Genomic DNA, 21,747 nt, shown 5'->3' with positions numbered 1-21,747 from the left:
AAGGCCGAAGCTTCCCGCTGAAACCGGGCCACAGGCCCTTCAACCACCACGCAACTGATTCGTTCCAAGATTCCCCGCGGCGCGCGGCGTGGCTCCCGCGGTTTCACACCTACCCGGCCACGAGCGCTGGAGAGAAAAGAGAGACTCATGGCAGAACGACTGGAAGTTGAATTTATGGCCGAGGGTGGCATCAAGCTTCGCGCTTGGCTCTACCTCCCGGATGGGCCAGGGCCGCATCCCGCCATCACCATGGCCCACGGCTATGCCGGCACGCGCGCCCACGGACTCGCTGCGTATGCCTCCCGCTTTGCCGACAACGGGTTTGTGGTCCTGGTTCACGACCACCGGAATTTCGGCGCCAGCGAGGGGGAACTCCGCCACGACATCAATCCCTGGCAGCAGATCAAGGATTGGCGCCGGGCAGTGACCTACCTCGAGGGCAGGCCTGAAGTAGACGCCTCCCGCATAGGCCTGTGGGGCTCAAGCTACTCCGGAGGGCACGCCCTGGTTCTGGGAGCCACGGAACAGCGGCTGAAAGCAGTGGTCTCCCAGGTCCCCGCCATCAACGGCCATGTGGCCGGATCCAGGCGCGCGGTAGGCGACGCCAGGACGGCGCTGGAACAGTCCTTCATCGACGACGAACGGGACCAGGCCGCCGGTAAGGCACCCAGGATGATCGCAGTGGTGAGCAGTGATCCAAGCCAGCCTGCCGCATACCGGCTACCGTCCGCTGTCCGGTTCTACACGCAACCCGGCCCGGAAGAATACGGCTGGGACAACACCGTCACGTTGCAGTCCACCCGGGCGGCGCGTCTCTACGAACCCGGGGTCTGGGCCTCAAGGGTGTCGCCGAAGCCGCTGCTCTTCATCGTGGCCGCTGACGATGAACTGACCGGCACGGACTTGGCCCTCGAAGCCTACGAACAGGCCCAGGAGCCCAAATCCCTGGTGATGCTGCCAGGGGGCCACTTCGAGCCGTACGTCGAAAACTTTGAAGACTCAAGTTCCGCCGCCCTCAGCTGGTTTTTGCAGCATCTCTAAGCCACCACGAACTTCAGGGAAAGTGACACATAGTATGGCACCCACAACCGAGCTGACTTACGACGTCTTCGTCTCCGGCACCCTGCCTCAAACAGGAAGAGGGACACTCCCGAACGGGGACCCCCGCATCTGGTCCCCGCTGTCCTCCACGCTGATCTCCGGACAGGAGAACGCGGTGCTGGTTGATCCGCCCATGACGGTGGAGCAGACAACGAGGGTCGGGGACTGGATTGAGGCATCGGGAAAGACACTCAGTCACGTCTACATCACCCACGGCCATGGTGACCACTGGTTCGGGGCAGGTCCCCTTGCGGAGCGTTTTCCGGGCGTCACAGTTCTGGCAACCCCGGGCACGCTTCGGGAGATGGCGATGCACGGCTCCCCCGGGTTCCGCGCCTCTTTCTGGGACTCGATTTTCCCGGACCAGATTCCGCCCACCACAGCAGTGACCCAGGCAGTCGAGAATGGGTCGTTTGAACTTGAGGGTCATGAACTTCAGATCATTGAAGTGGGCCACACCGACACTGACAACACCACCATGCTGTTCGTTCCCTCCATCGGGCTCCTGGTAGCCGGGGACGCCGTCTATAACGGGGTCCACCCCTACCTGACAGAGTCGCAGGACGGGGGCATCGAAGCCTGGCTGCGAGCGCTTGAGATCGCGGAGAGCCTCGAGCCAAAGTTCGTGGTGGCGGGACACAAGAACCCCGCATTGCCCGATCTGCCCGGACAGATCCAAGAGACCCGCGGGTACCTTTTGGACGCGTCGACGATCCTGGCCGAGGAACCAACGCCGGAGGAGTTCTTCTCGGCAATGCTTGCGCTGCATCCTGCCCGGATAAACCCCGGTGCGTTGTGGGGTGCGGCCCTGAAACTGCTCAGTTGACCAGTCGCCAGGCGCCCACGATGGGGCCCGTTGCGACGCCTTCGGAAGCACGGGAGCCCGATCTCCTCACTGAACCTTCCCCAAAGCCTCCGACGCACCCCTTCAACCTGTTTGCCGTTCCCCTGGGCTTCACCGGGTTGGGGGGTGCCTGGCAGGCAGCCCGTCTGACGCTTCAGGCCCCCGCATGGCCGGCGGAAGTCTTCTACGGGATCAGTGCGGCTGTCTGGTCCGTCCTGCTTGTCTGGTACCTGGCGAAAAGTTTCCGGTACAGGTCCAAGGGACACTTCGACAAAGAACTGAGACACCCCGGAAACGGCCCGTCGGCGTCCTTCATTCCCCTGGTGGGCATCATCCTGAGCAGTCACTACATCGAATACACCAAGGTGTTCTGGTCCGCGCTGTGCCTGTTCTTCATCCTCGCTCTCACGCTCCTCGGAGCAAGACTTCTGGTCCACTGGGTGACCGGTGGAGTGACCCTGGAATGGGTTCACCCGGGTTATCTGCTTCCGGTTGCTGCAGGTCCCTTCATCGCCAGCATCGGCTTCTCCACTATGGGTTTTCCCCAAGCGGCTGTCGCTGCCTGGGGAACCGGTGGATTCTTCTGGCTGATGATCGGGACTGTGGTGACGGTGCGCTTCATGGCGGGGATTGAAATGCCGGACGACTTGAAGCCCGTCTTGGCGGGGTACCTGGCCGCCCCCGCAACGGCCTGCGTTGCCTGGATAGTCATCCGCCCGGAGGGTTCCGGAATCATCCAGCTGGGACTCACGGGAATCCTCCTCATGATGATTCTGATGCAGGTGGTTCTGATTCCCCAGTACGCCAGCCTGCCGTTCTCGCTGACGTTCTGGATCTTCACCTTCCCGGTGTCAACGTCGGCGAACTACGGCATCAGATGGCTCGGAACTCCCGGCGTCGCCGGCTCGGAACTCATCTCCTGGGCCCTCTTAGGCCTTGCCACGGCTTTTGTCCTTGGTATCGGAATACGGACGCTCGTCCATCGTTCGCCGGCCAAGGGACGGCGCTGACGCATCGGCCCACCTGTAAACCAAAGCAAAGTCCGCGCTGATGCGCGTAGCTTAGGGCCCGACGTCGGGGCTTGGGATGCGGGAAATGGTTGCGGCGTGCTGGGGAGACATAAAGAAGACCTCCGCGTGGAGCGGGACTTGTGAGTCCCGCTCCACCTGGAGGTCTTTTGTGTCTCCCTTACGCTGTTCTCGCCGAGCGAGCAAGCGGCCAAACCCTTTGTCCAGCGATGAGGTGGCTGCTGTCGTGGCTGCTGTTCCTGGGCGGGCTCTGGATGGAGCCCCCGGAAGCGATGGCAGGTGTTCAGCGCGCTGGTCAGTGTGGCATGACTGTGGCACGCGGTAAGCGAGCCCGGAGCAGCTTTACACGTGGAAGGTCCACAGCCTCTTGATCCGGAGGATCTCCCCGATGAAATCTCGGCTGTGAACTCCAGCCAGGGGCACTTGTTCCAGGTCCTCGTTCATGACACTACGGAAGCATCGGTGCGGGACGCCACTCACTTCTCCCGCCGGCGCCTGATGATCCACGACACCTCGCGTGGCCGACAAGGAGCCGTTCAGACACTGTCGGTCAGCATCCAAGCAGCTCCCCTATCGATCCTGTCCAGCGCGAAACGTTCCGCCGCTTCTTCATCGACCTCGAGACAGAGACCAACTCCTTCTACGCCGAGGCCAAGGACTAAGACGGCTACGTATGGAACGGCCGAAAGGCAAAAGCATCGCCCAAGCGTTCCTGGGACCGCTTATTACCAAGGGACCAGTCCCGGAAAATGGCTGGGGCTGCCCGAGCGGCCGGAATGGTGGACATCCGTGAACCCCTTCCTGCAGCCACTACCTGGCTGCCGAGGGACCTGCGCCCCTGGCCGCCTCCATCCCCGAAAGACTCACTGACATGCTCGTGCCCATCAATCCAGCCTGAGGCAAACAAGATGAGGCAGGAGAAGAAGGGTTCCTCAGACGGTTCGGTTCACTGCCCCTAAAACTCAGCTGGCATGCCCGCCGGTATCCCGTCCGGAAGTTTGTGTTCACCGAGACTGCTCTCCGGCTGGCTCCGCAAACAGCCGAGCCACCTTGCTCTGGAGTAGGAGCAAGGTGGCTCGAATTGGAATCTGTATCGCTGCGGTCCGGTGACCATGCGACGATCAGGGTGGGTAAATGCAAGCCGCCTTATGAGTCGGCACGTGAACGGCGTATGGTCATCGCCCTGACTGCACCCACGGCCGCAGCTCCCGCCAGGAGCGGAATGGCCAGGGCGAAGAAGATCTGGTCCACGCCCCATCCTGCGCCCAGCATCACGCCACCCAGCAGACCGCTGACGATGGAACCGGCCTTGCCGAAGCTGTGCATCCATGACACACCGGTTGCGCGGGCTTCAGTGGGGAAAACCGATGTGCTCAGTGCGTTCATGCCGCTGTTGGCTCCCACCAGCACAACGCCGATGGTGAAGCCCAGGACAAGCAGCAGGGGCAAGGTCAGGTTGACTGACGCCAGGATCCAGGCGGCTCCGGCGGCCAGCGTGAAGGCCGCACCGAGGGATACATATTTGCCCAGCTTCTCCATGGCAAAACCGATAGCCAAAGCCCCGATCACACCGCCGAGGCCGAACATCGACACCACATTGCCTGTCCCCGCGGCGTCGATATTAAGTTGCTTGACGATGAGCGGCAGGTAGTTTAGGAACATATAAACCACTGCGGCGCAGATGAAGTAGCAAAGCCAGATCAGCAGCGATACAACCACAAGTTTCTTGGACAGTACCGCCCTGACGCCGCCAACCGGCTTGGCACCGCCGCTGGGGACCGCGCCTGTCAGGTCCACCGTCTTCATGTCGAAACCGGGAATGATGGCACTCAGCACCTTCGTCACGTTTTCTGTTCTGCCTCCCCGTCGAATCATGAATACGGTGGATTCCGGTAGGCCCCACAGCAGTGCTGGCAGAAGGATCAAGGCAAGGAGTGTTCCGGTCCCGAGCAGCCACTGCCAGCCCAGGGTGGGAATGATGGTTGAAGCCAGGAAGCCGGTGATTACTGTTCCAAGTGGGAAACCGGTGAACGTGATGGCCACAATGGCGGCCTTCCGCTTTTCAGGCGCGAACTCGGCCACGAGCGTGATGACCAGGGGCATCACAGCTCCGAGGAACAGGCACGCCACCACCCGGAAGATTCCTAACGTCAGGTCGTTTTGTGCCAGCGCGCCGCCTAAGGTGGCGAGCCCGAATCCTGCCGTGCCTACGATAATCGGGAGCCTTCGGCCGATCTGGTCGGACAGCGGGCCGGCAACCATCGAACCGACGGTGAGCCCCACAACTCCCAGTGTCACCATGGTTGTCACCGTTGCCAGCGAGGTACCCCACTGGGTGACTATTTGGGGGTAGATAAATCCCCACAGGCCGATTTCAACTCCCTCCAGGGTCATGGTCAGGAACCCGAGAAAGATGATCACGCGCCGCCTGTTGCCCAGCGGCGCTTGATTGAGTAACGCCTGAACGGTCAAGCGGGAGGACGCCGAGGTCCGGAGGCCGGTCGTCTTTGACGCCTCGTTGGCTATTGCCATGTTGTTCGCCTTTCTAATGCACGCCGTCGGTGGCGTGCGTGAGCTGATGCGAAGCTCGTAGTGCTCGTGGATCGGGGCACGCAGCCTTCTGGGAGCGGTTGCCGTCTAGGTTGTTCCCCTGCGCCTTGCTCATGGCAACCGAACCTTCAAGTGTGTTCGGGGACACAAGGTGAACTCTGCGATTGAAAGAAGCTTAGGCCATACGGCTCTTTCAAGCAATGGTTTCCGGAGTATCCAATTAGTCCCCGCTACAAGCACTCCCCCCGTAGGCCTCGAATCCGATGTCTTTGCACTCAACCACCTTGCCTCCCTTCATCGGAGACCGCCTCGACCCGCAGCGTCTTCAACCAGTCACTGATCACGCCCCAGGGCTGTTCCCAGCCGCCGTCGAGCATCATGTCATGCCCAATCCCGGCGAGCTCCCGCACATCGGCGCCATACCGTCGTGCGGTTGAGCGCGCTGACCGCACGGGCACCATGCGGTCGTGCTTGCTGTAGACGGACAGAAGCGGATATTCAGGCTTCAGCCTCGACGGGAGGTGGAAAAGCAACTGGTACTGGACCCGGGGTGACTCACCACAAAGGGATCGGGAAATCGCCGCCGCCTCTTCAGTGCCCATCCGCTCGAACAGCATGTCCGGCGGCAGCCGAAGGCTTCGACCCGCGAGAAACCGCATCGCCTGCCAGGGGTGGCTTCTCAGCACCGAGATAACCGTCCCGAAGGCCGGACCGGAAGTGATTGAGCCAACAAGCACGCCCGCGCTCACCTTCGCCGGCTCCAGTGCCAACACCCGCTGCACGACCAGGCCACCCAGTGAGTGCCCAACCAAGACGAGCTCATCAGCATCGACAGCCTCGACCGCGCGAAGGACGTCTTCAACATAATCCTTCAGCCGCGCCGAACGGAGGCTTCCTCCACTGCCACCGTGACCCCTGAGCGAGATCGCGTACGTCGCATAGCCCTCCTCGGAAGCTGTGCGCATCCAGTTGTGCCAGCACGTGGCGTCATGACCGAGGCCATGTACAAAGAGAAGCGCAGAGCGGGGCCTGATCCCGCCCGCAGGAACCGCGGCAAGCATTTCGAGTTGAACATCGTTACCAGTGCCAAACATCATCGTTTTCACAGCGATGAACATACCAGAGTTAGAAAGAGGTAACAATGATTTGCATATGTCGGTCTCTATTCTCAAATTGCGCTTGCTGTCACATTCAAACGCAATATGCTCCTGACATACTTTCGCCCTACCGACACCGCGATACCATCGCCAGTCTGCTTCGAGAAGGAATCTGAGGCTTTGATTCCAAGAAGTCAGGCCGGCGGAACGCCGGGCGCAACCGTGGCCAGAGGACGATGGCGGGAGGTACCGGCGTCGTCCTCTGGCCGGTGCTTGTTCTTACTGGTCGGACGCCGGGTCCGTACCGGCCGCTGACACAAGCGGTCCCAGCATCAGACTTCCTGGGGTGAACTCCTCACCGCATTCCGCACACGACACCAGCGGTTTCAGGTCCGCCCCGCAACTGTGCCGGTAAGAGGCACGGGGTGTCTCGTCGCGCATCCATGTACTGCTCCACGCTGCGAGTGAAATGAGGATGGGCGCGACTTCGGCTCCGGAAGTTGTGAGGTGGTACTCGTAGCGCGGGGGGCGCTCGGAGTACTGGACGCGCTCGATCACGCCTTGGCTTTCGAGTGTGCGCAGTCGGCCCACCAGGATGTCGCGGGACGCGCCGGTATTCCGCGCGATCTGATCGAACCGGTGAACGCCCAAGGACATCTCGCGAAGCGCCAGCAGCGCCCACCGCTCCCCGAGCACGTCGAGCCCCGCCGCGATGAAACACGCCCTGGGCGCATCTACTGCCTTGTCGGTCGGCCGATTCATCGTTCACCTGCTTTCGGGTACTTTCTTCAAGTATACAAGTCAGTTGGAAAATCCAACTCACTCGACTACTCTGATGTTCTGAGGTCGCGACAACCGCGTCGCCGCCTACCTGAGATCAGGAGAATCCATGCCACTGCTATCTGGCGCCGTCGTCCTCGTTACCGGTGCAAATGGAGGCCTGGGCCGCGAGCTCGTGGAACAGGCCCTCGCCCGGGGTGCTGCGAAGGTGTATGCGACGGCCCGCCGCCCGCAAGAGTGGAACGACTCCCGGGTCGTCCCCCTCGCCCTCGATGTCACCAACCCTGACTCGATCCGGGCCGCCGTTACCCAGGCCCGGGACGTCACCGTTCTGATCAACAACGCCGGCACGAGCCTCGAATCGGACACTCTGTTGGCACTCTCCGACGAGGAGATCCGTGAAGTCATGGAGACCAACTTCTTCGGACCGGTCGCCCTGACCAGGGCATTCGCACCGGTGCTCGCCGCCAGCGAGCCATCAGCGGTCCTCAACATCCATTCAGTGCTCAGCTGGATCGCACTCACCGGCGCCTACAGCGCATCAAAGGCCGCACTGTGGTCGGCGACCAACTCCTTCCGCGTGGAACTGGCCCCCCAAGGTACGCGGGTCACGGGTGTTCACGTCGGCTATATGGACACAGCCATGGCCAAGGGCGTGAATGCCCCGAAGACCTCCCCCGCGGAAGTCGCGCGGAAGTCGTTCGATGGGCTCGAGCAGGGTGATTACGAGGTCATCGTGGACGAAATCAGCGCCGGAGTGAAGCGCGGCCTGGCTGGCTCGATCTCGGATCTGTACCCTGTACTGGCAGCCAGCACCCCGGTATGACCGCGACAAACCCTAAAGACCTGCAGAGCTCTAAGGAGGAAACACCCGTGTCAACCAACACCTCGGCGCAACGATCGGAAACCTTCACCTGGATGGATCCGGCAATTGCGCTCGAACAGCTGCCACGGCTGTCGGGTCTGGACTACTTTTCCGGCCTCCGCGACGGCAGCATTGCGCCGCCGCCGATCGCTTCCCTCATGAATTTCGATCTCGTCGATGCGAAGTACGGACACGTCGAGTTCCAGTGCTGGCCGGGAGAAGCGCACTACAACCCCCTCGGAATGGTGCACGGCGGCCTGGCCTGCACGCTCCTCGACACAGTGCTCGGCTGCGCAGCACACAGCACCTTGGAATCAGGGATCGGCTACACCTCTATCGATCTCGCGGTCAAGTACCTGCGACCCATCACGCTCCAGAAGGGTGCTCTGCGCGCAGAGGGGTCAGTTGTAAAAACCGGCTCGCGGGTGATCTTCACCGAAGGCCGCCTCAGCACCGCCGACGGAAAACTCCTCGCCACCGCCACGAGCACGCTGCTCATCTTCCCCCACCAACCAGCCGCTCTGACAACATGACTGGTACCGGCACCGCCCTTGCCCTGACGCCTGCCGCTCAGGAACGCGCCTTGCCCCCGGCGCCCCTTTCGGGAATGCCGGCGTTGAGCCGCTTCGGCATTCCCTTGGGGCCTGCCGGTCTTGGCGGCGGCTGGTCCGCCGCGAGGAGCTCTCTCGGTTGCCCGATGCGGCCGGAGGAAATCCTCTAAGGGGCAGCCAGCTCGCTGTGGATGATGCTGACCGCCGTCTACGTGTTTCGGGGCCTTCGCCGGAAAGGAGCATTCCGGGCAGACCTGCGAGATGAAGTGGCGGGGTGACCCCGCCGTGGCCCTTCACCTCCTTCATCCCGCTCGTGGGGATCCTGCTTTCGTCCCACTACAGCCAGTATCTGCCGCCATGGGGCGCCTGGCTGTGTATAGATTTCATTACCGCCCTTGCCATCGTCGCCGCGCAGCTCCTCGCTCACTGGGGTCACCGTCCGCCTGATGACCGGCGGCGAGCTGTCACCAGCCGCTACAACCGGACTGTCCGCCTATCTCGCCGCGCCCGCAACGGGCAACATTGCCTGGATGCTGTCACATCCAGAACCCGTGGGGCTCGTCCAGCTTGGTCTAACGGGCGTGCTGTTGATCATGGCGCTGATGCAGCTCATGCTCCTCGCCGAGTACCGCAAGCTCCCTTCACGCAAATGTTTTGAGTGTTCACCTTCCCGTTGCTGCAACCGCGAACTATTCCATCCGCTGGCTTGCAATCACCGACCTCCCCGGCAGGGGAATTTGCGCCTGGACGATTCTTAGCCTCGCAACAGCCCTCACCCTGGCCGTCGCCGCCCGCACCGTCCCAACAGCCATCGCCCCAAAATCGGCGAGACGCGCCACAGCACAGAGCACAGAAGTGCGCTGAAGCTCCCGCGAACACATACCTCAGTTGCATTGTTTAGCGGCGCTTCCCTGGGCTGCCGCATAGTAACCGCTTGCGAGTAGTGATACCTATCCGGTTGGCAAGCACACAGCCAGCGGCACAACATACCAAGCCACTCTTCGGCTCTTGCAACCAACTGTCAGCCGTGCCGCCGCAGGATATCCCGCCCGCGGTCGCCACCAATCCCACTGATTCGAAGTAACCAGCACAGCCAAGGACCCACATGGGGACTGTCCGATAAACGGTGTGTGGGCTCCGGCGGTTTTCATTGTTTGATGGTTCTTTCGAACCGTCCGGCGAACGTTATGGCGAACGCGTTGAGTGCGGGCTTCCACCTCATGGTCCAGCGTGCTCTTCCGCCGCCCGTTGGATCAAGGGATCTGGTGACCAGATACAGGCATTTCAGGGCAGCATTCTCGTTCGGAAAGTGGCCTCGGGCCCTCACGGCCCTGCGGTAGCGGGCGTTGATCGACTCGATCGCGTTCGTCGTGCAGATCACCCTCCGGATCTCGACGTCGTATTCCAGGAACGGCACGAACTCGGCCCAAGAGGACTCCCAGAGCCGCACGATTGCCGGATACCGGTGACCCCACTCTGCCGTGAACTCAGCGAACCGGTCCTTGGCCGCCTGCTCGGACGGGGCGGTGTAAACGGGTTTGAGTGCCTTCACGATGCCGTCGCGGTGCTGGCGTCCGGCGTAGCGGAAGCTGTTGCGGATCAGGTGCACGATGCATTGCTGCACGATCGTGCGTTCCCATGTGGTCGTGATCGCTTCCGGCAGGCCCTTGAGCCCGTCGCAGACAGCGATCAAAACATCTTCCACACCCCGGTTCTTCAGCTCGGAGAATACCTGCAGCCAGAACCGGGCACCCTCGCCACCGTCACCGGCCCAGATACCCAGAATGTCCCGTTCCCCGTTCGCGGTGACTCCCATGACGACATAGAACGGGGTATTGCGTACCTGCCCGTCACGGACCTTGACCACGATCGCGTCAACGAAGAGCACCGGATAAACCGGATCCAGCGGCCGGGCCGACCATTCAGCCAGTTCGGCGGCGACTTTCTCCGTGATGCGGCTGATGGTGTCTTTAGAGACCCTGGCCCCGTAAACCTCCTCGAAGTGCGCGGCAATTTCCCCGGTAGTCAGCCCACGTGCCGAGAGCGAGAGCACGACCTCGTCGATCCCGTCCAAACGCCGTCTCCGTTTCGGCACGATCACCGGCTCACATGACCCGTCCCGGTCCCGGGGCACCTCGATCTCAACCGGGCCGATCTCGGTCAGCACGGTCTTTGATCTCGTGCCGTTACGCATGTTCGCGGCGACCGGTTTCTGGCCATGCTCATGCCCGAGGTGCTCGGTCAGTTCCGCGTCCAGCGCGGCTTCCAGGACGTTCTTCGTGAGCTGGTTCAGCAGCCCGCCAGGGCCCACCAGGCTCACGCCCTGTTCCTTGGCCTGCGCGAGCAACCGCTCCGCAAGCTCCTTCTGGTCAATGATTTCTCCCGTCACAGGATCGATCATCACCCCTGTCATCTCGGTCGCGGATCATGACACGGCCGTCTCCTTCGGATCAGGCCGAACCCCACACACCCTTAGTCAGACAGTCCCCCCACATGAGTTCACCAGCAGGACATCCAACCGCATGGACGGCCAACGTCGACCACAGGATTTTCATGGCACGAACAGCGTATACACACCGTCTCCATGACTGGTCCGACCTGCGGGGAGCAACTGTGGAAGTCCGCCGAAATGGAACATACTTCAGAACTGGCCGCGTGGTAGAAGCAACTTCGGAGTTGCTATGAATCGCGCAGGAAGGCGTCGAGTCGGGAATGATAATCGAGAAACTCGATGGCGATGAGGTAGAGCCAGTAGGACCTGGCGCTTCAACAAGACGCACCCGTACCTCAGGATTACGCGAACCCGATCATGGGAGAAACAGGGCCTCATAGCCTCGGCCATGAGTTCGCTGGCTACGTCGTCCAGGTTGCAGCCGCGCACGTGACTAGGGTCTGTCCTGTAAGTGGTCTCGTGGCTGGTGCGGCGGCTTTTAATCCCGTTCGAAAGCTGTTAATCCTGGAGTCATGCCAGGACGCGGAGAATTGACCAACGACGCATGGAAAGTGATCGAACCCCTGCTGCCAAGCAATGGCAGCGGGCGGCGCTGGCGTGACCACAGACAGGTCATCAACGGGATTCTCTGGAAGCTGCGCACCGGTGCCCCGTGGCGCGATGTCCCTGAACGCTACGGTCCTTGGAAAACCTGTCACGAACGTCTGCGGGTCTGGACCCTGGACGGGACGTGGGCAAAGATCCTGGACCACGTAGTCACCCGGGACGATGCCGTCGGAGACGTTGAATGGGTAGTATCCGTGGATTCCTCCGTAATCCGGGCGCACCAGCATGCCGCTGGCGCCCGGAAAAAAGGGGCTGCAGCGCAGCCATCGAAGACATCGCTATCGACGGGGAATGCATCGGACGCTCACGCGGAGGACTGAGCACCAAAATCCATCTCGGCGTCGAAGGCCGCGGGCTGCCCGTCAGCGTGATCCTCACCGAAGGACAAGCCGGGGACAACCCGCAACTGCTGCCGGTCCTTGAACAGATCAGCGTCAACAAGCCCGGTCCGGGCCGTCCACGCACCCGCCCGGACGAGGTACGAACCGACAAGGCCTACTCCCATCCAAGCACCCGGGACGCGATGCGCCGCAAAGGCATCAAGTACACCTGCCCCGAACGCGAAGACCAGAAGAAGCACCGCAAGTCCAAAGGCTCCACCGGCGGCCGACCGCCAGCCTTCGACGCCCAGTCCTACAAAGGACGCAACGTGGTCGAACGGTGCTTCAACCGGTTCAAACAATTCCGCGACCTGTCCACCAGGTACGCAAAACGGGCAGCCTACTACGCCTCGGAACTAACAATCGCCAGCATCGTGCTCTCGCTACGCTGACTTACAGGACAGACCCTAAAGGGATTTCCTAGATCCGCACACCGACACGGGAGCTGGCACGCCCTCTAAGGAAGCAAGAAGCGGATAGAGCCCGATCGCAGCAGAACACAAACACGATATTCGATGACGATCGAGAACTCCGGGCCCCCTAGATCCGCACTAAAAGAATCCTTGACAGAGCCTTCCTGCAGTCCTATGTTTATTGCAACCGATCTCAGCAACCGATCTCACTGTTCATTAATGCAACCGATCTCAAAGGAGAGACTCGATGATCACCTGGCTCATCCCCGGACCTTCGGTAGCCCCACATTCAGCAGGCGTCGTTTTGAGTACGGCATGCTCCCGCATCAGCAACCCCGCACACAGGAGAAATACATGATCAAGAAGCGATGGGGCTTAGCACTCGTCACAGCAGTCGTAGCTAGCCTTGCCCTCAGCGGCTGCTCCCCCTCAACTCCGCAATCTGGGGGGCCGGTGACACTGAACTACTGGGACTTCCTCGATCCCAGCCAAGCCAACCCCCGCTCAAAGGCACTGAAGGAAAACATCGCCAACTTCGAGGCGGCAAACCCTGACATTAAGATCAATCTCTCGGTGGTTTCTCTGGGCGATATGCTGAACAGGCTGCCGCAGTCAGCAGCGGCCGGCCAGACGCCGGATGTATTTAAGATGTTCACCCCGATCGTCCCCCAAATGGCCGGCGCCGGCGTCTACTCGCCGCTGCCTGATGCTGCCTCCAAGGTCACTGACTGGCTTCGCCCCACCGACACTCTCGCTGGACCTGACGGCAAGCAGGTCGCGGTGCCCTATGAATACCGCACCTGCGCGCTGTACTACAACCAGAAAATTCTTTCTCAGATCGGTGCGGCCACTCCAACCACCTACGAGGAAGTCGTCGACGTTGCACGAAAAGCTGCCGCAGCTGGATTCACCGGGTTCGGAACCGGGTTCTCGGACACTGACAATTCAGCCATCATCAGCACTTTCTTCAACTGCTTCATGACGCAGGTCGACCAGGAAATATGGACTGGGGACGGACAGGCAGATTTTGCGACAAAGAAGGGCGAGGAGTTTGGCAACTTCCTGAGCAAACTCCGGGACGCAAAGGCTCTTGGTAGCAATGTCGTTTCCGATACGTACGGCACCGTAGCAGACGGCATGGCCAGCGGCACTGTCGCAATGGCAGTCCTCGGCACGGAACGAGCCGTTTCCTTCGCCTCGCAGAACCCGGACCTCAAGTGGACCTCCCTGCCAAAGGCGTCTGCTGGAGACACCACCGGCACCACCATCGGGTGGACTCTGGGAATAGGCTCGGGAAGCAAGCACACAGAGGCGGCCTGGAAGTTCATCGAGTACATGACCGGTCCCGAAGCCGGCGCAAAGATGGCCACCGGCGGCGAGGTCCCCACACGCGCCGCCACTTATGAGCAGCCATTCTTCTCCACGCCCGAAGCGAAAACGGTGAACGACATCGCCGCCTACGTCAAGAGCAACAGCAAACCCCGCACATACTCCAATAACTGGACCTCGCTGGCCACCGGGCTCTCCCAGGCCGGACAGAAACTGAACCTCAACGGTACATCGGGCAGCGAATTTATCCGTTCCGCCCAGGATGCGGCCAACAAGAAATAGCCCCCAACATTCCGGGGGGAGCCTGAAAAATCAGGCTCCCCCCGGAAGGGAGAGATAATGTCAACAAACAGCCCAACCCGCACTTCATCTCAGACGGCCACTCCACCCACAGGCATCCAGGCTCTCCGCCGGGCTCGTAAGGACCGCACGGTCTGGTTGTACGTCGTCCCCGTCACTGCCGTGTTCCTCTTTGTATTTGTTGGACCGCTCATCTACACGGCATGGACAGCCCTTCACGAGACTTCGTATTACCAGATCGGAAAATTCTCCGGTCTGAACTCTTTTACCAAGCTGTTCTCCGACTCCGATCTGCCCGCCCGCATCTGGACAACCCTTGTATTTTCGCTCGGGGCGCTGGTCATTGCCTTGCCCGCGGGACTCTTGTCTGCACTTGTGCTGAACAACCTGCACCGATTCAAGCGCTCCGTCCGCAGCCTCTTCCTGTTGCCGTGGCTTATGTCCCAGGCCACAGCAGGAACAATCTGGCTTTGGTTTCTCAACCCCAATTACGGGCCGGCCTCAGCTATCACCAAATCCCTAGGGTTCGGTCCTACTGATGTCTTCTCGTCCCCGAATAGTGCGCTCGTTGCCGTGACTCTGATGACAGCGTGGTGGTCCTACCCGCAAGCCATGCTTCTCTTTCTCGGCGCCCTTCAAACCATTCCAGAGGAATTGTACGAAAGCCTCAGAGTGGACGGCGGGGGGATCCGGCACGCATTTGTCAACATCACTTTGCCTCACCTGCGCAACACCATCGTCTCCGTGGTGATCGTTCTACTCATGCTCTATGTACAGATGGTCACCATCATCCTGGTGACGACACGAGGTGGTCCCATCGGATCGACCGAGACGCTGTCAATGCGGGTATACAACCAGATGTTCGACAAGTTCGATCTCTCCGGGGCATCAGCAACGGCTATCCTCCTTTTTGCCGTAAATATTGTCCTCACTCTTGTCGCGATTCGCTTCCGACGGAAGGAAAGCCTGTGAGCACCACAACTTCACGACGCCAAGGCCGCGTCGGCGCGGTCCTTCGGGCGGTTCCGGCCTGGGCATACGTCACCCTCTCAGCTGCGATCGTTCTACCGCCTGTCGCATGGATCGTATCCACCTCGCTGAAAACGGCCTCGGATACCCTTGAGTTCCCGCCAAGATGGATTCCGGACCCGATCTCATTCGAGGGCTATGCGGGCCTGCTGACGTCAACGAACATCCGGTTTTTTATTAACTCCCTCATCTACGCTGGCGGTTCCATCGCCCTCGCGTTGGCGATTTCCATTCCTGCAGCATACGTTGCCACCAGATACCGAAGCCGCCGCATGGAAACTCTCATGACCGGGATCCTGGTCCTATCGATGGTTCCGGCAATCGTGGTCTTTATCGCGCTGTACTCCATGTTCGTCAAAACCGCCTTAATCAACACGTACCCGATGCTGATCGTCGTCTACACGGCCATCATTTGTGGACAGACCATCCTGTTTCTTCGCAACTTCATCGAAAACATACCCGTCGAGATTGAGGAAGCGGCCGCAATCGATGGCTGCTCCCGGATACAGATCTTGTGGCGAATCATCCTCCCACTCATCCGTCCCGGTATCGCTGCTGTAGCCATCTTCATCTTCGTATTCGTTTGGAACGACTTCCTTGTAGGCACCGTCCTCGCCACCACAGAAGACATGAAGACCGTCCAGAACGGCATCGTGCGGTATATAACCACGGGCTTCGGTAGCTTCTGGGGACTCTTCGCTGCATTCATCGTCGTTGCTTTCATCCCCGTTCTCTCAATCTTCCTGGCCTTCCAGCGCTGGTTTGTTGCCGGCATGACGTCCGGTGGTGTCAAGGGATAACTACAGCAAGAGTTCTGCTGCCCAGGCCCAACCCAGAAAGGCACGCCACATGGCCGCTTCCAAGCGGTCATGTGGCGTGCCCTTTCGCGACCAACCCACCGGAACTGCAATCCCTAAACTCTGACAAGCCCCTCAGCCCGCGTCTTAAGTACCCGCGGGGGCCGAATGCGCTCATTCAACACCAACACCAACGCCAACGCCAACGAAGGAGCCTGACCAATGCACCGCCCGAACGCCCTGCCCACCGGCCAGTGGGCCAATCTTCCCCTCGACGAAGACGGCAAGCTCGCCTCAGGATGGGGCTACGACGGCCTTAAATCGCCGTCTCCGGAGACCGTCTTGAGACCTGGCGCTGGAAATGAGCTCGAATTCCGCCACGAAGCCAGCGTCGACTCCCGCTCTTGGGGGACGGCGAACACCTGTTGAGGCCTGCCGCGACGAAAATGATCGCTGTTGAATCTTCCACCGGCATTGGCGCAGGGCTGATTGACCGTGGTACTCCGCTTCGCGGAATCAAGGGCACTGCTGGCGCCATTGGACACATCCCCATTCAACGCGGCGTAGATTTTCCGTGTATTTGCGGAAACAAGGGGTGTCTCGTCGCCTTGAGTGGCGGACCGGCAATTGCAAAGTCCCCTCTGAGGGTCGGCGCTGGGCTCGAGCTTGAGAATCTGGGCAGGTTGCTGCCAAGCGAAACAAAAAAGCAGTTCAAGAAGGTCCTGGACCTTTAAGGCAGGCAGCCACTCCAGCTATGAACCCTGTTCGGCTATTTCGGCAGGCCTTACCTCACCCGCACTGCTGAGGTTAGGATCATCTGCAACCCGTAACTCAATCGATGAACCGCTACGAAACGGCAGAGTTCATTAGGGACCCGAGCATACGGGCATGGCTTCTCAAAGTGCTCCTACGGTCCCACGAGCAACCAGATCTCACCCCCCACACGATGGGATCCAACTGCCACCCGCGTGATGCCGCGGGCCGAATAGCAGGAGCTTCAGGGATGCAGGGGGTAGCCACATCTTGCGCGAAGCCTGGCAGCGCTCCCTAGACCATTCCTGCATGTGTCGCAGCAACCTTGCGACGCGTCGGGGAGATCCCCTCACCCACGAAGCGCTGAATCATGTACCAAACAGTCGATATGCGGAACACAGGCCCAGCCTACTGCTCGCCCACCACAAGCGGCTCCCGAACAGGTACCACTACCTCGCCCTCTTAAACCGTGCTCACCGTTAAGAGGGCGAGGACCAGACTACAGTCCGCGTCCGTGTACCGTTTTTTGCGAAAGGACAGGGTTTGAGTCATGTTGCCGTGCCAGCCGCTGAAGGTCGACTGCTCTTGGGATAGCAGGCACAGGGGACGCCTTCTGTCCTCACGCGAGCCAAACCATCAGGTGTCGCAGCAAGTCCATGCCACGGACTTGCCAATATATCGGCCTTCTCGGCAAAGGTGTCATTGCTATCGAAAAGACTCAAGGCTCGTTTGATGAGTGGAGGACCCCTTCCGGAATCTTAAAGCCGCGCTCCTCGTTCCATGCGCTGTTTCCCCTGGTTTGCCCAGTCTGGTTAGCTGGCGCTAGGCACTCCGAGCATCTTTACCCGGGTGCGGATAGCTCAAGAGTTGTCGCTTGGCGGCCAGTCTGGCGGCTGAATTAGCTCCACACGATTTCCGTCTGGATCGAGCAGGTAGATCAGCAAGCCTCCTGCAACCGGGCCCGACGTAGGTGCGACCGGTTCGGACAAAGCGCTGTACCCGAGCGCTGTCATTCTGGCGTAAACCTTGCGCAGGTCAATATCGGTAAAAGCAAGATGTGCAGTCCCCGGCTGCGCCTCTGATGGGTTAACGGCCGGTGGCGGATCTTCAACCTGGACCAGCTCCAAGTTGAAGGTACCGTCACCCGTTGAGAGCATTAGTGCTTTGACCTTAACGTCCGGACGGCCGTAAAGTTCGCCGACGTATGGGCCCGATGTCCACGCTTTCAAGCGGACAAGGCCAAGCCCTTCCACGTAGAACCGTGCGCTGCGCTCCATGTCCGTAACGTGCAGGGCAGTGTGATGATGTCGAATTGCAGTTTTCATTTCTCCCGCCTAAACATCCCCGAAGGCTTGAACTGGGACCAAAGAACGGACATAGGCTTCTCCTCATAGTTTTGGACTGAAATTTCGCTGGGGTTGCTCAGACACAGCTTGAGGGGTCGGTGCTGAGTTTGCCTGGCGTATGTGTACGCTGGGTTGCCACCCGCAAAAGGTGCGTGATGGCCTCTACGACTGCGAGGCACGGTACAGGGGGTTCAGGTTCCTATTCCCAGGTGTGCTCCGCCAGCCACATCGAGAGACACTCCGGTGATGTAGCGGTTGTCGGGATCGGTCAGAAAAAGGATGGCGCGGGCGACTTCGTCGGGTTCGGCAAACCGGCGCATCGGCAGTTGCGCTGCCCTCTTCGCCCGGTTGGCAGCCGCATCCGGGCCTGAATCTTTGGCAAACTGTGCCCACATGGGTGTGTTCACCGGGCCTGGTGCGACGGCGTTGACGGAGATGCCCTGAGGCCCGAGTAATTCTGCGAATGACCACATGATGTGTAGGACTGCGAGCTTGCTCGCGTTATAAGGCAGGTAGTTCAGGCGTGCTTCTTTGGCCGCGACGGAGGATAAGACCACGATGGCGCCGGCCGTGCCGGACTCAAGCATTGACTTTGCAGTCTCTCGTACCATCGAGAACGTTGCAGAGGCATTGATCCTCAGAATGGAGTCGAACTCTTCTGTGGTTGTCTCCATAATGTCCGGCGTGGTGCCGAGCACTCCTGCTGCATGGACGAGGACGTCGATGCGGCCGAATCTGGCTTTGATGTCCTGGATAGCCGTTGCGCATTGTTGCTCGGACGTGATGTCGAGAGGATAGAAGGCCCCCAGCGCCTGATCCTCCTTGGGGGAACGATCAGCGCCGACGACGATGGCGCCTGCAGTTGTGAATGCGCTGACAGCAGCATCGCCGATTCCCCCGCTCGATCCGGTTACCAGAACCACCTGGTCTTTGAGGCTCATCAGTTTTCCCCACTCTGGATGCGGCTGCGCCGCGGTTCTCCTGCGGTCGGAGCGTGAGTTGCTCGCTTCATGTCTAAGTTCCTTAATTAGGGCTGTTCAGTCGACGGTTGCCTGTTGTTCAGGTTTTTGGTGATGCGACGGGGCGACCATGCCTTCAGCTCTGGATGTTGCGGCTGCCAGGACTGCATCGGCGATTTCCGTAGCGCGGAGTGCCTGGGCGAATGTGACTGCAGGGGTTCCACCCGTGCAAAACTTCAGCGCCATCTCAGCTTGGCGAAGGAAGAGGTCGGAGGGCTCGAAGGTCGTGTCATACTGGCCACCGTCACGCTCCCACACGTGAAGGGAGTCGTTGGACCATAACATCCGGCCCTCAGTGGCCAGGACGTCGATGGTGAGGCTCCAGTCGCCCTGATTGAGGCCTTGAGGTTCCTTCCAGGGAGACCAGTAGCTCTGCATGGTGAATATGACGCCCTCAGGAAATTCGAGGGTGGAGACGACGTGCTCCGGTACCGGTGACCCATAGAGGCTGCTGCTGGCGCTGCTGGCCAGTACTTTCGGGTAGCCGTCAAACCACGATGAGACTAATTCGATGGCGTGAATGCCATTCACTACAGCGACGCCGCCCTCCTTCGGGTCAGCGCGCCATGAGTGGACGTTCTGTTTATGGGCGACGGAACGAACAGACACGGCGATCACGTTCTTGTTCCTGATCCATTGAGAGACAAGTGTGCCGGCGGGATGTTGGTGGAGCGTATACCCGACCATGAGCCTCTCGTTAACGCCCCAAGCGGCAGCCAGGACGGCAGCACCCTCGGCATCTGCGGCCACCGGCTTTTCAGTCAACACTCGGAATCCCCTGTTCAGCAGGTCTGCGCATATGGCCGGTTGCATGGTGGTCGGTAGCGCTACGACTACCAGGTCCAAGTCTTCGGGGTGTAGTTCCGCGGTACTGGGCACCAGCTGTGCGCCCAGCTCCTGAGCGAGGGCAACGCCGCGCCCGTCGTTCTCCACAAGGATGGTGACATTGGCACCTGCCGCAGCGAATGCCCGCGCGTGCCGTGATCCGGCCCAGCCAGCCGCCCCCACGACGGCGACGCGCGGGCCATGTGCCGTCGCCGTCATGATGTCGGTACGCCGAAGATGATGCCAGGGACAAAGCAGTTGACCATAATGTCTCTCCCTTGAGATCGGTTACGTTCTTTTAGTGTCAGTGAGATCGATTGCTGAGATCGGTTGCAATAAACTTATGGTCCCAAGAAGGATCTGTCAATGATCTATGTGGTTCGGGTTTCGGGGGCCAGGCGTTCTCGTTGTCTGCGTAGATTATTTCGGTTTTGTGACTTGCTGCAGCCGGGCTCTGCATCAGTTTCTTGCTTCGTTGGCGCCTGGGCGTGCAACCCGGAAGGCGTCTTCGAGCAAGCGCGGCTTGTCGACCATCACGGCTCCTACCGAAAGCACCGCGAGCCAGGCTCCGAGCATGCCAAACGAGGGCAGCCAGCCGTCCCCTGGATGATGCAGGAGCCCAAAAAGGAACGGGCCAACGCTCGCGAGGGCGTAGCCCACTCCCTGGGCGAACCCGGATAGGATCCCTGAGCCGGATTGCGTTCGTGTTCGCTTATTGATCATCGTGAACGCGAAGGAGTACGCGCCTTGGCCAAGGCCAGCTATGACGACCCAGACCACTGCAGAGGCTGGTGGAGCAAAAATGATGCCTCCGTAACCGATGGCGAATGCGACGACAAACAGGATTGCGACGGGTGGCGGGCGAGGCATTCTCACCACTACCAGGGGCACAATCCGGGCGACAGGCACGGTGAGGATTGAATAGAGCGCCAGCATGGATCCAGCGGTTTCCTGACTCATTCCTCTGTCGACAAGAACAGCCGGAAGCCAACTGAGCGCCGCAAAAGTATTGCTCGAGCAACCAGCGAAGATCAGTGCTGCACCCCAGCCAATTGATGATCTCCAGGGTTTGATCGCGTTCGCAGGAGGAGACGGCCCATCGTGGGCTGGTGATGTCTTGGAGCGGGCAACAGTCCGCTTACCTGCAAGAAGAATCAGCCAAGGCATCGCAGCGACCGCGCTGACGGCCGCCCAGATGCCGATGGAGAACCGCCAGCCATAAAGATTGCCCAGGGGTATGGCAGATTGGGCGGCCACAGCCGTGCTGGCGCCCAGGAGAGTGATGTGGAGCGTTGCCAGGATCCCGGTCTTGTCGGGAAAGTACTTCATCAGCAGAGGCGGAATCACCACATTGACCACCCCGATCCCGAGCATCGCGATCCAGGTGAACACCAAGAATGCCGGGATGTTCCATCCCAGTGCGCGGCCGACCTGACCAAATGTTGTCAGCAGGATCGAGACCAGTAGCAGGTGTTCCAGCTCGATACGCCGGAGGAGCGGCGGAGCCAGGAAGCCCATCACTGCGAAGCCGGCGGTCGGCAGCATCCCAAGGATCCCTGTCGTCACCGCGTCGAGGGGAAGGTCCTCGCTTATTGGACCAAGGAGCGGGGACACCGCCGAAACCGCTTCTCTGGCGCTGAACGCGACCAGCAGGATGCCGGCAAGCGCGGCGAGCCGGCCCC

General features: G+C 60.4%; 18 protein-coding genes and 2 pseudogenes. 12 read left to right on the top strand and 8 right to left on the bottom strand.

Translation table 11 applies throughout. From position 1 onward, the window contains the following. The first annotated feature begins 147 nt into the window (after window positions 1–147). From NVV90_RS08800 to NVV90_RS08790, 3 genes are read left to right on the top strand one after another with little or no spacing between them, the layout of a single operon-like run. Window positions 148–1,041: an alpha/beta hydrolase gene (locus NVV90_RS08800; protein ID WP_258440774.1), complete on the top strand. Its 894-nt coding sequence runs from the start codon at window positions 148–150 to the stop codon at window positions 1,039–1,041. A gap of 34 nt (window positions 1,042–1,075) precedes the next feature. After that, on the top strand, window positions 1,076–1,927 hold the full coding sequence (locus NVV90_RS08795) for an MBL fold metallo-hydrolase (RefSeq protein ID WP_258440773.1): 852 nt from the start codon (window positions 1,076–1,078) through the stop codon (window positions 1,925–1,927). Beyond that, window positions 1,924–2,955 (top strand): TDT family transporter, encoded by a 1,032-nt coding sequence (locus tag NVV90_RS08790; RefSeq protein ID WP_258440772.1) that lies wholly within the window; start codon window positions 1,924–1,926, stop codon window positions 2,953–2,955. The genes NVV90_RS08795 and NVV90_RS08790 overlap by 4 nt, the downstream gene beginning before the upstream one ends. A gap of 1,164 nt (window positions 2,956–4,119) precedes the next feature. Here NVV90_RS08790 and NVV90_RS08785 read toward each other — a convergent pair. The 3 genes from NVV90_RS08785 to NVV90_RS08775 form a co-directional block, all read right to left on the bottom strand. Then, window positions 4,120–5,505 carry an MFS transporter gene (locus NVV90_RS08785; protein ID WP_258440771.1) on the bottom strand — a complete coding sequence of 462 codons (1,386 nt, stop codon included), beginning with the start codon at window positions 5,503–5,505 and terminating at the stop codon, window positions 4,120–4,122. 293 nt (window positions 5,506–5,798) lie between these two features. Then, the gene (locus NVV90_RS08780) at window positions 5,799–6,620 is read right to left on the bottom strand and encodes an alpha/beta hydrolase (RefSeq protein ID WP_258441115.1); all 822 of its coding nucleotides are present in this window, start codon (window positions 6,618–6,620) and stop codon (window positions 5,799–5,801) included. Window positions 6,621–6,899: 279 nt separating this feature from the next. Continuing rightward, the gene (locus NVV90_RS08775; RefSeq protein WP_258440770.1) at window positions 6,900–7,382 is read right to left on the bottom strand and encodes a helix-turn-helix domain-containing protein; all 483 of its coding nucleotides are present in this window, start codon (window positions 7,380–7,382) and stop codon (window positions 6,900–6,902) included. Window positions 7,383–7,509: 127 nt separating this feature from the next. Here NVV90_RS08775 and NVV90_RS08770 point away from each other — a divergent pair, with 127 nt between their 5' ends. The 3 genes from NVV90_RS08770 (at window position 7,510) to NVV90_RS08760 (ending at window position 9,574) form a co-directional block, all read left to right on the top strand. Next, entirely contained in the window at window positions 7,510–8,226 is a 717-nt protein-coding gene (locus NVV90_RS08770) for an SDR family oxidoreductase (protein WP_258440769.1), read from the top strand. Between the two features lie 47 nt (window positions 8,227–8,273). Continuing rightward, entirely contained in the window at window positions 8,274–8,798 is a 525-nt protein-coding gene (locus tag NVV90_RS08765) for a PaaI family thioesterase (protein WP_258440768.1), read from the top strand. Between the two features lie 464 nt (window positions 8,799–9,262). Further along, window positions 9,263–9,574, top strand: a complete 312-nt coding sequence (locus NVV90_RS08760; RefSeq protein ID WP_258440767.1) for a hypothetical protein — start codon at window positions 9,263–9,265, stop codon at window positions 9,572–9,574. Window positions 9,575–9,963: 389 nt separating this feature from the next. On the opposite strand, the gene NVV90_RS08755 is transcribed toward NVV90_RS08760, so the two are convergent. Continuing rightward, on the bottom strand, window positions 9,964–11,217 hold the full coding sequence (locus NVV90_RS08755) for an IS256 family transposase (RefSeq protein WP_258440766.1): 1,254 nt from the start codon (window positions 11,215–11,217) through the stop codon (window positions 9,964–9,966). A gap of 563 nt (window positions 11,218–11,780) precedes the next feature. Here NVV90_RS08755 and NVV90_RS08750 point away from each other — a divergent pair. From NVV90_RS08750 to NVV90_RS21040, 6 genes and pseudogenes are all read left to right on the top strand, one after another. After that, window positions 11,781–12,646, top strand: a pseudogene (locus tag NVV90_RS08750) (IS5 family transposase). A gap of 375 nt (window positions 12,647–13,021) precedes the next feature. After that, window positions 13,022–14,278, top strand: coding sequence for an ABC transporter substrate-binding protein (locus tag NVV90_RS08745; protein ID WP_258440765.1), 1,257 nt, complete (start codon window positions 13,022–13,024; stop codon window positions 14,276–14,278). Between the two features lie 57 nt (window positions 14,279–14,335). Next, window positions 14,336–15,268 (top strand): carbohydrate ABC transporter permease, encoded by a 933-nt coding sequence (locus NVV90_RS08740; RefSeq protein WP_258440764.1) that lies wholly within the window; start codon window positions 14,336–14,338, stop codon window positions 15,266–15,268. After that, a complete protein-coding gene (locus NVV90_RS08735) occupies window positions 15,265–16,125 on the top strand; it encodes a carbohydrate ABC transporter permease (protein WP_141140380.1) in 861 nt (286 codons plus the stop codon). Before NVV90_RS08740 ends, NVV90_RS08735 begins: the two co-directional genes overlap by 4 nt. A gap of 219 nt (window positions 16,126–16,344) precedes the next feature. Then, window positions 16,345–16,481: pseudogene (locus NVV90_RS08730) on the top strand (sugar phosphate isomerase/epimerase); the annotation flags it as partial. A gap of 87 nt (window positions 16,482–16,568) precedes the next feature. Then, window positions 16,569–16,856: an ROK family protein gene (locus NVV90_RS21040; RefSeq protein ID WP_141140379.1), complete on the top strand. Its 288-nt coding sequence runs from the start codon at window positions 16,569–16,571 to the stop codon at window positions 16,854–16,856. Window positions 16,857–17,735: 879 nt separating this feature from the next. Here NVV90_RS21040 and NVV90_RS08725 read toward each other — a convergent pair. The 4 genes from NVV90_RS08725 to NVV90_RS08710 form a co-directional block, all read right to left on the bottom strand. Then, window positions 17,736–18,200, bottom strand: coding sequence for a VOC family protein (locus NVV90_RS08725; RefSeq protein WP_258440763.1), 465 nt, complete (start codon window positions 18,198–18,200; stop codon window positions 17,736–17,738). A 212-nt stretch (window positions 18,201–18,412) separates the two neighbouring features. Beyond that, on the bottom strand, window positions 18,413–19,162 hold the full coding sequence (locus tag NVV90_RS08720) for an SDR family NAD(P)-dependent oxidoreductase (protein WP_258440762.1): 750 nt from the start codon (window positions 19,160–19,162) through the stop codon (window positions 18,413–18,415). A gap of 96 nt (window positions 19,163–19,258) precedes the next feature. Then, window positions 19,259–20,284 (bottom strand): Gfo/Idh/MocA family protein, encoded by a 1,026-nt coding sequence (locus NVV90_RS08715; protein WP_258440761.1) that lies wholly within the window; start codon window positions 20,282–20,284, stop codon window positions 19,259–19,261. Window positions 20,285–20,524: 240 nt separating this feature from the next. After that, entirely contained in the window at window positions 20,525–21,679 is a 1,155-nt protein-coding gene (locus NVV90_RS08710) for a CynX/NimT family MFS transporter (RefSeq protein WP_258440760.1), read from the bottom strand. Between the last annotated feature and the right edge of the window lie 68 nt (window positions 21,680–21,747).

Origin of the sequence: Arthrobacter sp. CJ23, assembly GCF_024741795.1 — a bacterium.
Taxonomy (GTDB): Bacteria; Actinomycetota; Actinomycetes; order Actinomycetales; family Micrococcaceae; genus Arthrobacter.
Note: the sequence above shows the minus strand (reverse complement) of the source record. Positions and strands in the feature narration are given on the sequence as shown.

Bases quoted from the DNA above. Each gene is read 5' to 3' on its own strand.
- NVV90_RS08800 (WP_258440774.1), top strand. From the start codon at position 148: ATGGCAGAACGACTGGAAGTTGAATTTATGGCCGAGGGTGGCATCAAG.
- NVV90_RS08795 (WP_258440773.1), top strand. From the start codon at position 1,076: ATGGCACCCACAACCGAGCTGACTTACGACGTCTTCGTCTCCGGCACC.
- NVV90_RS08785 (WP_258440771.1), bottom strand. From the start codon at position 5,505: ATGGCAATAGCCAACGAGGCGTCAAAGACGACCGGCCTCCGGACCTCG.
- NVV90_RS08780 (WP_258441115.1), bottom strand. From the start codon at position 6,620: ATGATGTTTGGCACTGGTAACGATGTTCAACTCGAAATGCTTGCCGCG.
- NVV90_RS08775 (WP_258440770.1), bottom strand. From the start codon at position 7,382: ATGAATCGGCCGACCGACAAGGCAGTAGATGCGCCCAGGGCGTGTTTC.
- NVV90_RS08770 (WP_258440769.1), top strand. From the start codon at position 7,510: ATGCCACTGCTATCTGGCGCCGTCGTCCTCGTTACCGGTGCAAATGGA.
- NVV90_RS08760 (WP_258440767.1), top strand. From the start codon at position 9,263: ATGACCGGCGGCGAGCTGTCACCAGCCGCTACAACCGGACTGTCCGCC.
- NVV90_RS08755 (WP_258440766.1), bottom strand. From the start codon at position 11,217: ATGATCGATCCTGTGACGGGAGAAATCATTGACCAGAAGGAGCTTGCG.
- NVV90_RS08745 (WP_258440765.1), top strand. From the start codon at position 13,022: ATGATCAAGAAGCGATGGGGCTTAGCACTCGTCACAGCAGTCGTAGCT.
- NVV90_RS08740 (WP_258440764.1), top strand. From the start codon at position 14,336: ATGTCAACAAACAGCCCAACCCGCACTTCATCTCAGACGGCCACTCCA.
- NVV90_RS21040 (WP_141140379.1), top strand. From the start codon at position 16,569: ATGATCGCTGTTGAATCTTCCACCGGCATTGGCGCAGGGCTGATTGAC.
- NVV90_RS08725 (WP_258440763.1), bottom strand. From the start codon at position 18,200: ATGAAAACTGCAATTCGACATCATCACACTGCCCTGCACGTTACGGAC.
- NVV90_RS08720 (WP_258440762.1), bottom strand. From the start codon at position 19,162: ATGAGCCTCAAAGACCAGGTGGTTCTGGTAACCGGATCGAGCGGGGGA.
- NVV90_RS08715 (WP_258440761.1), bottom strand. From the start codon at position 20,284: ATGACGGCGACGGCACATGGCCCGCGCGTCGCCGTCGTGGGGGCGGCT.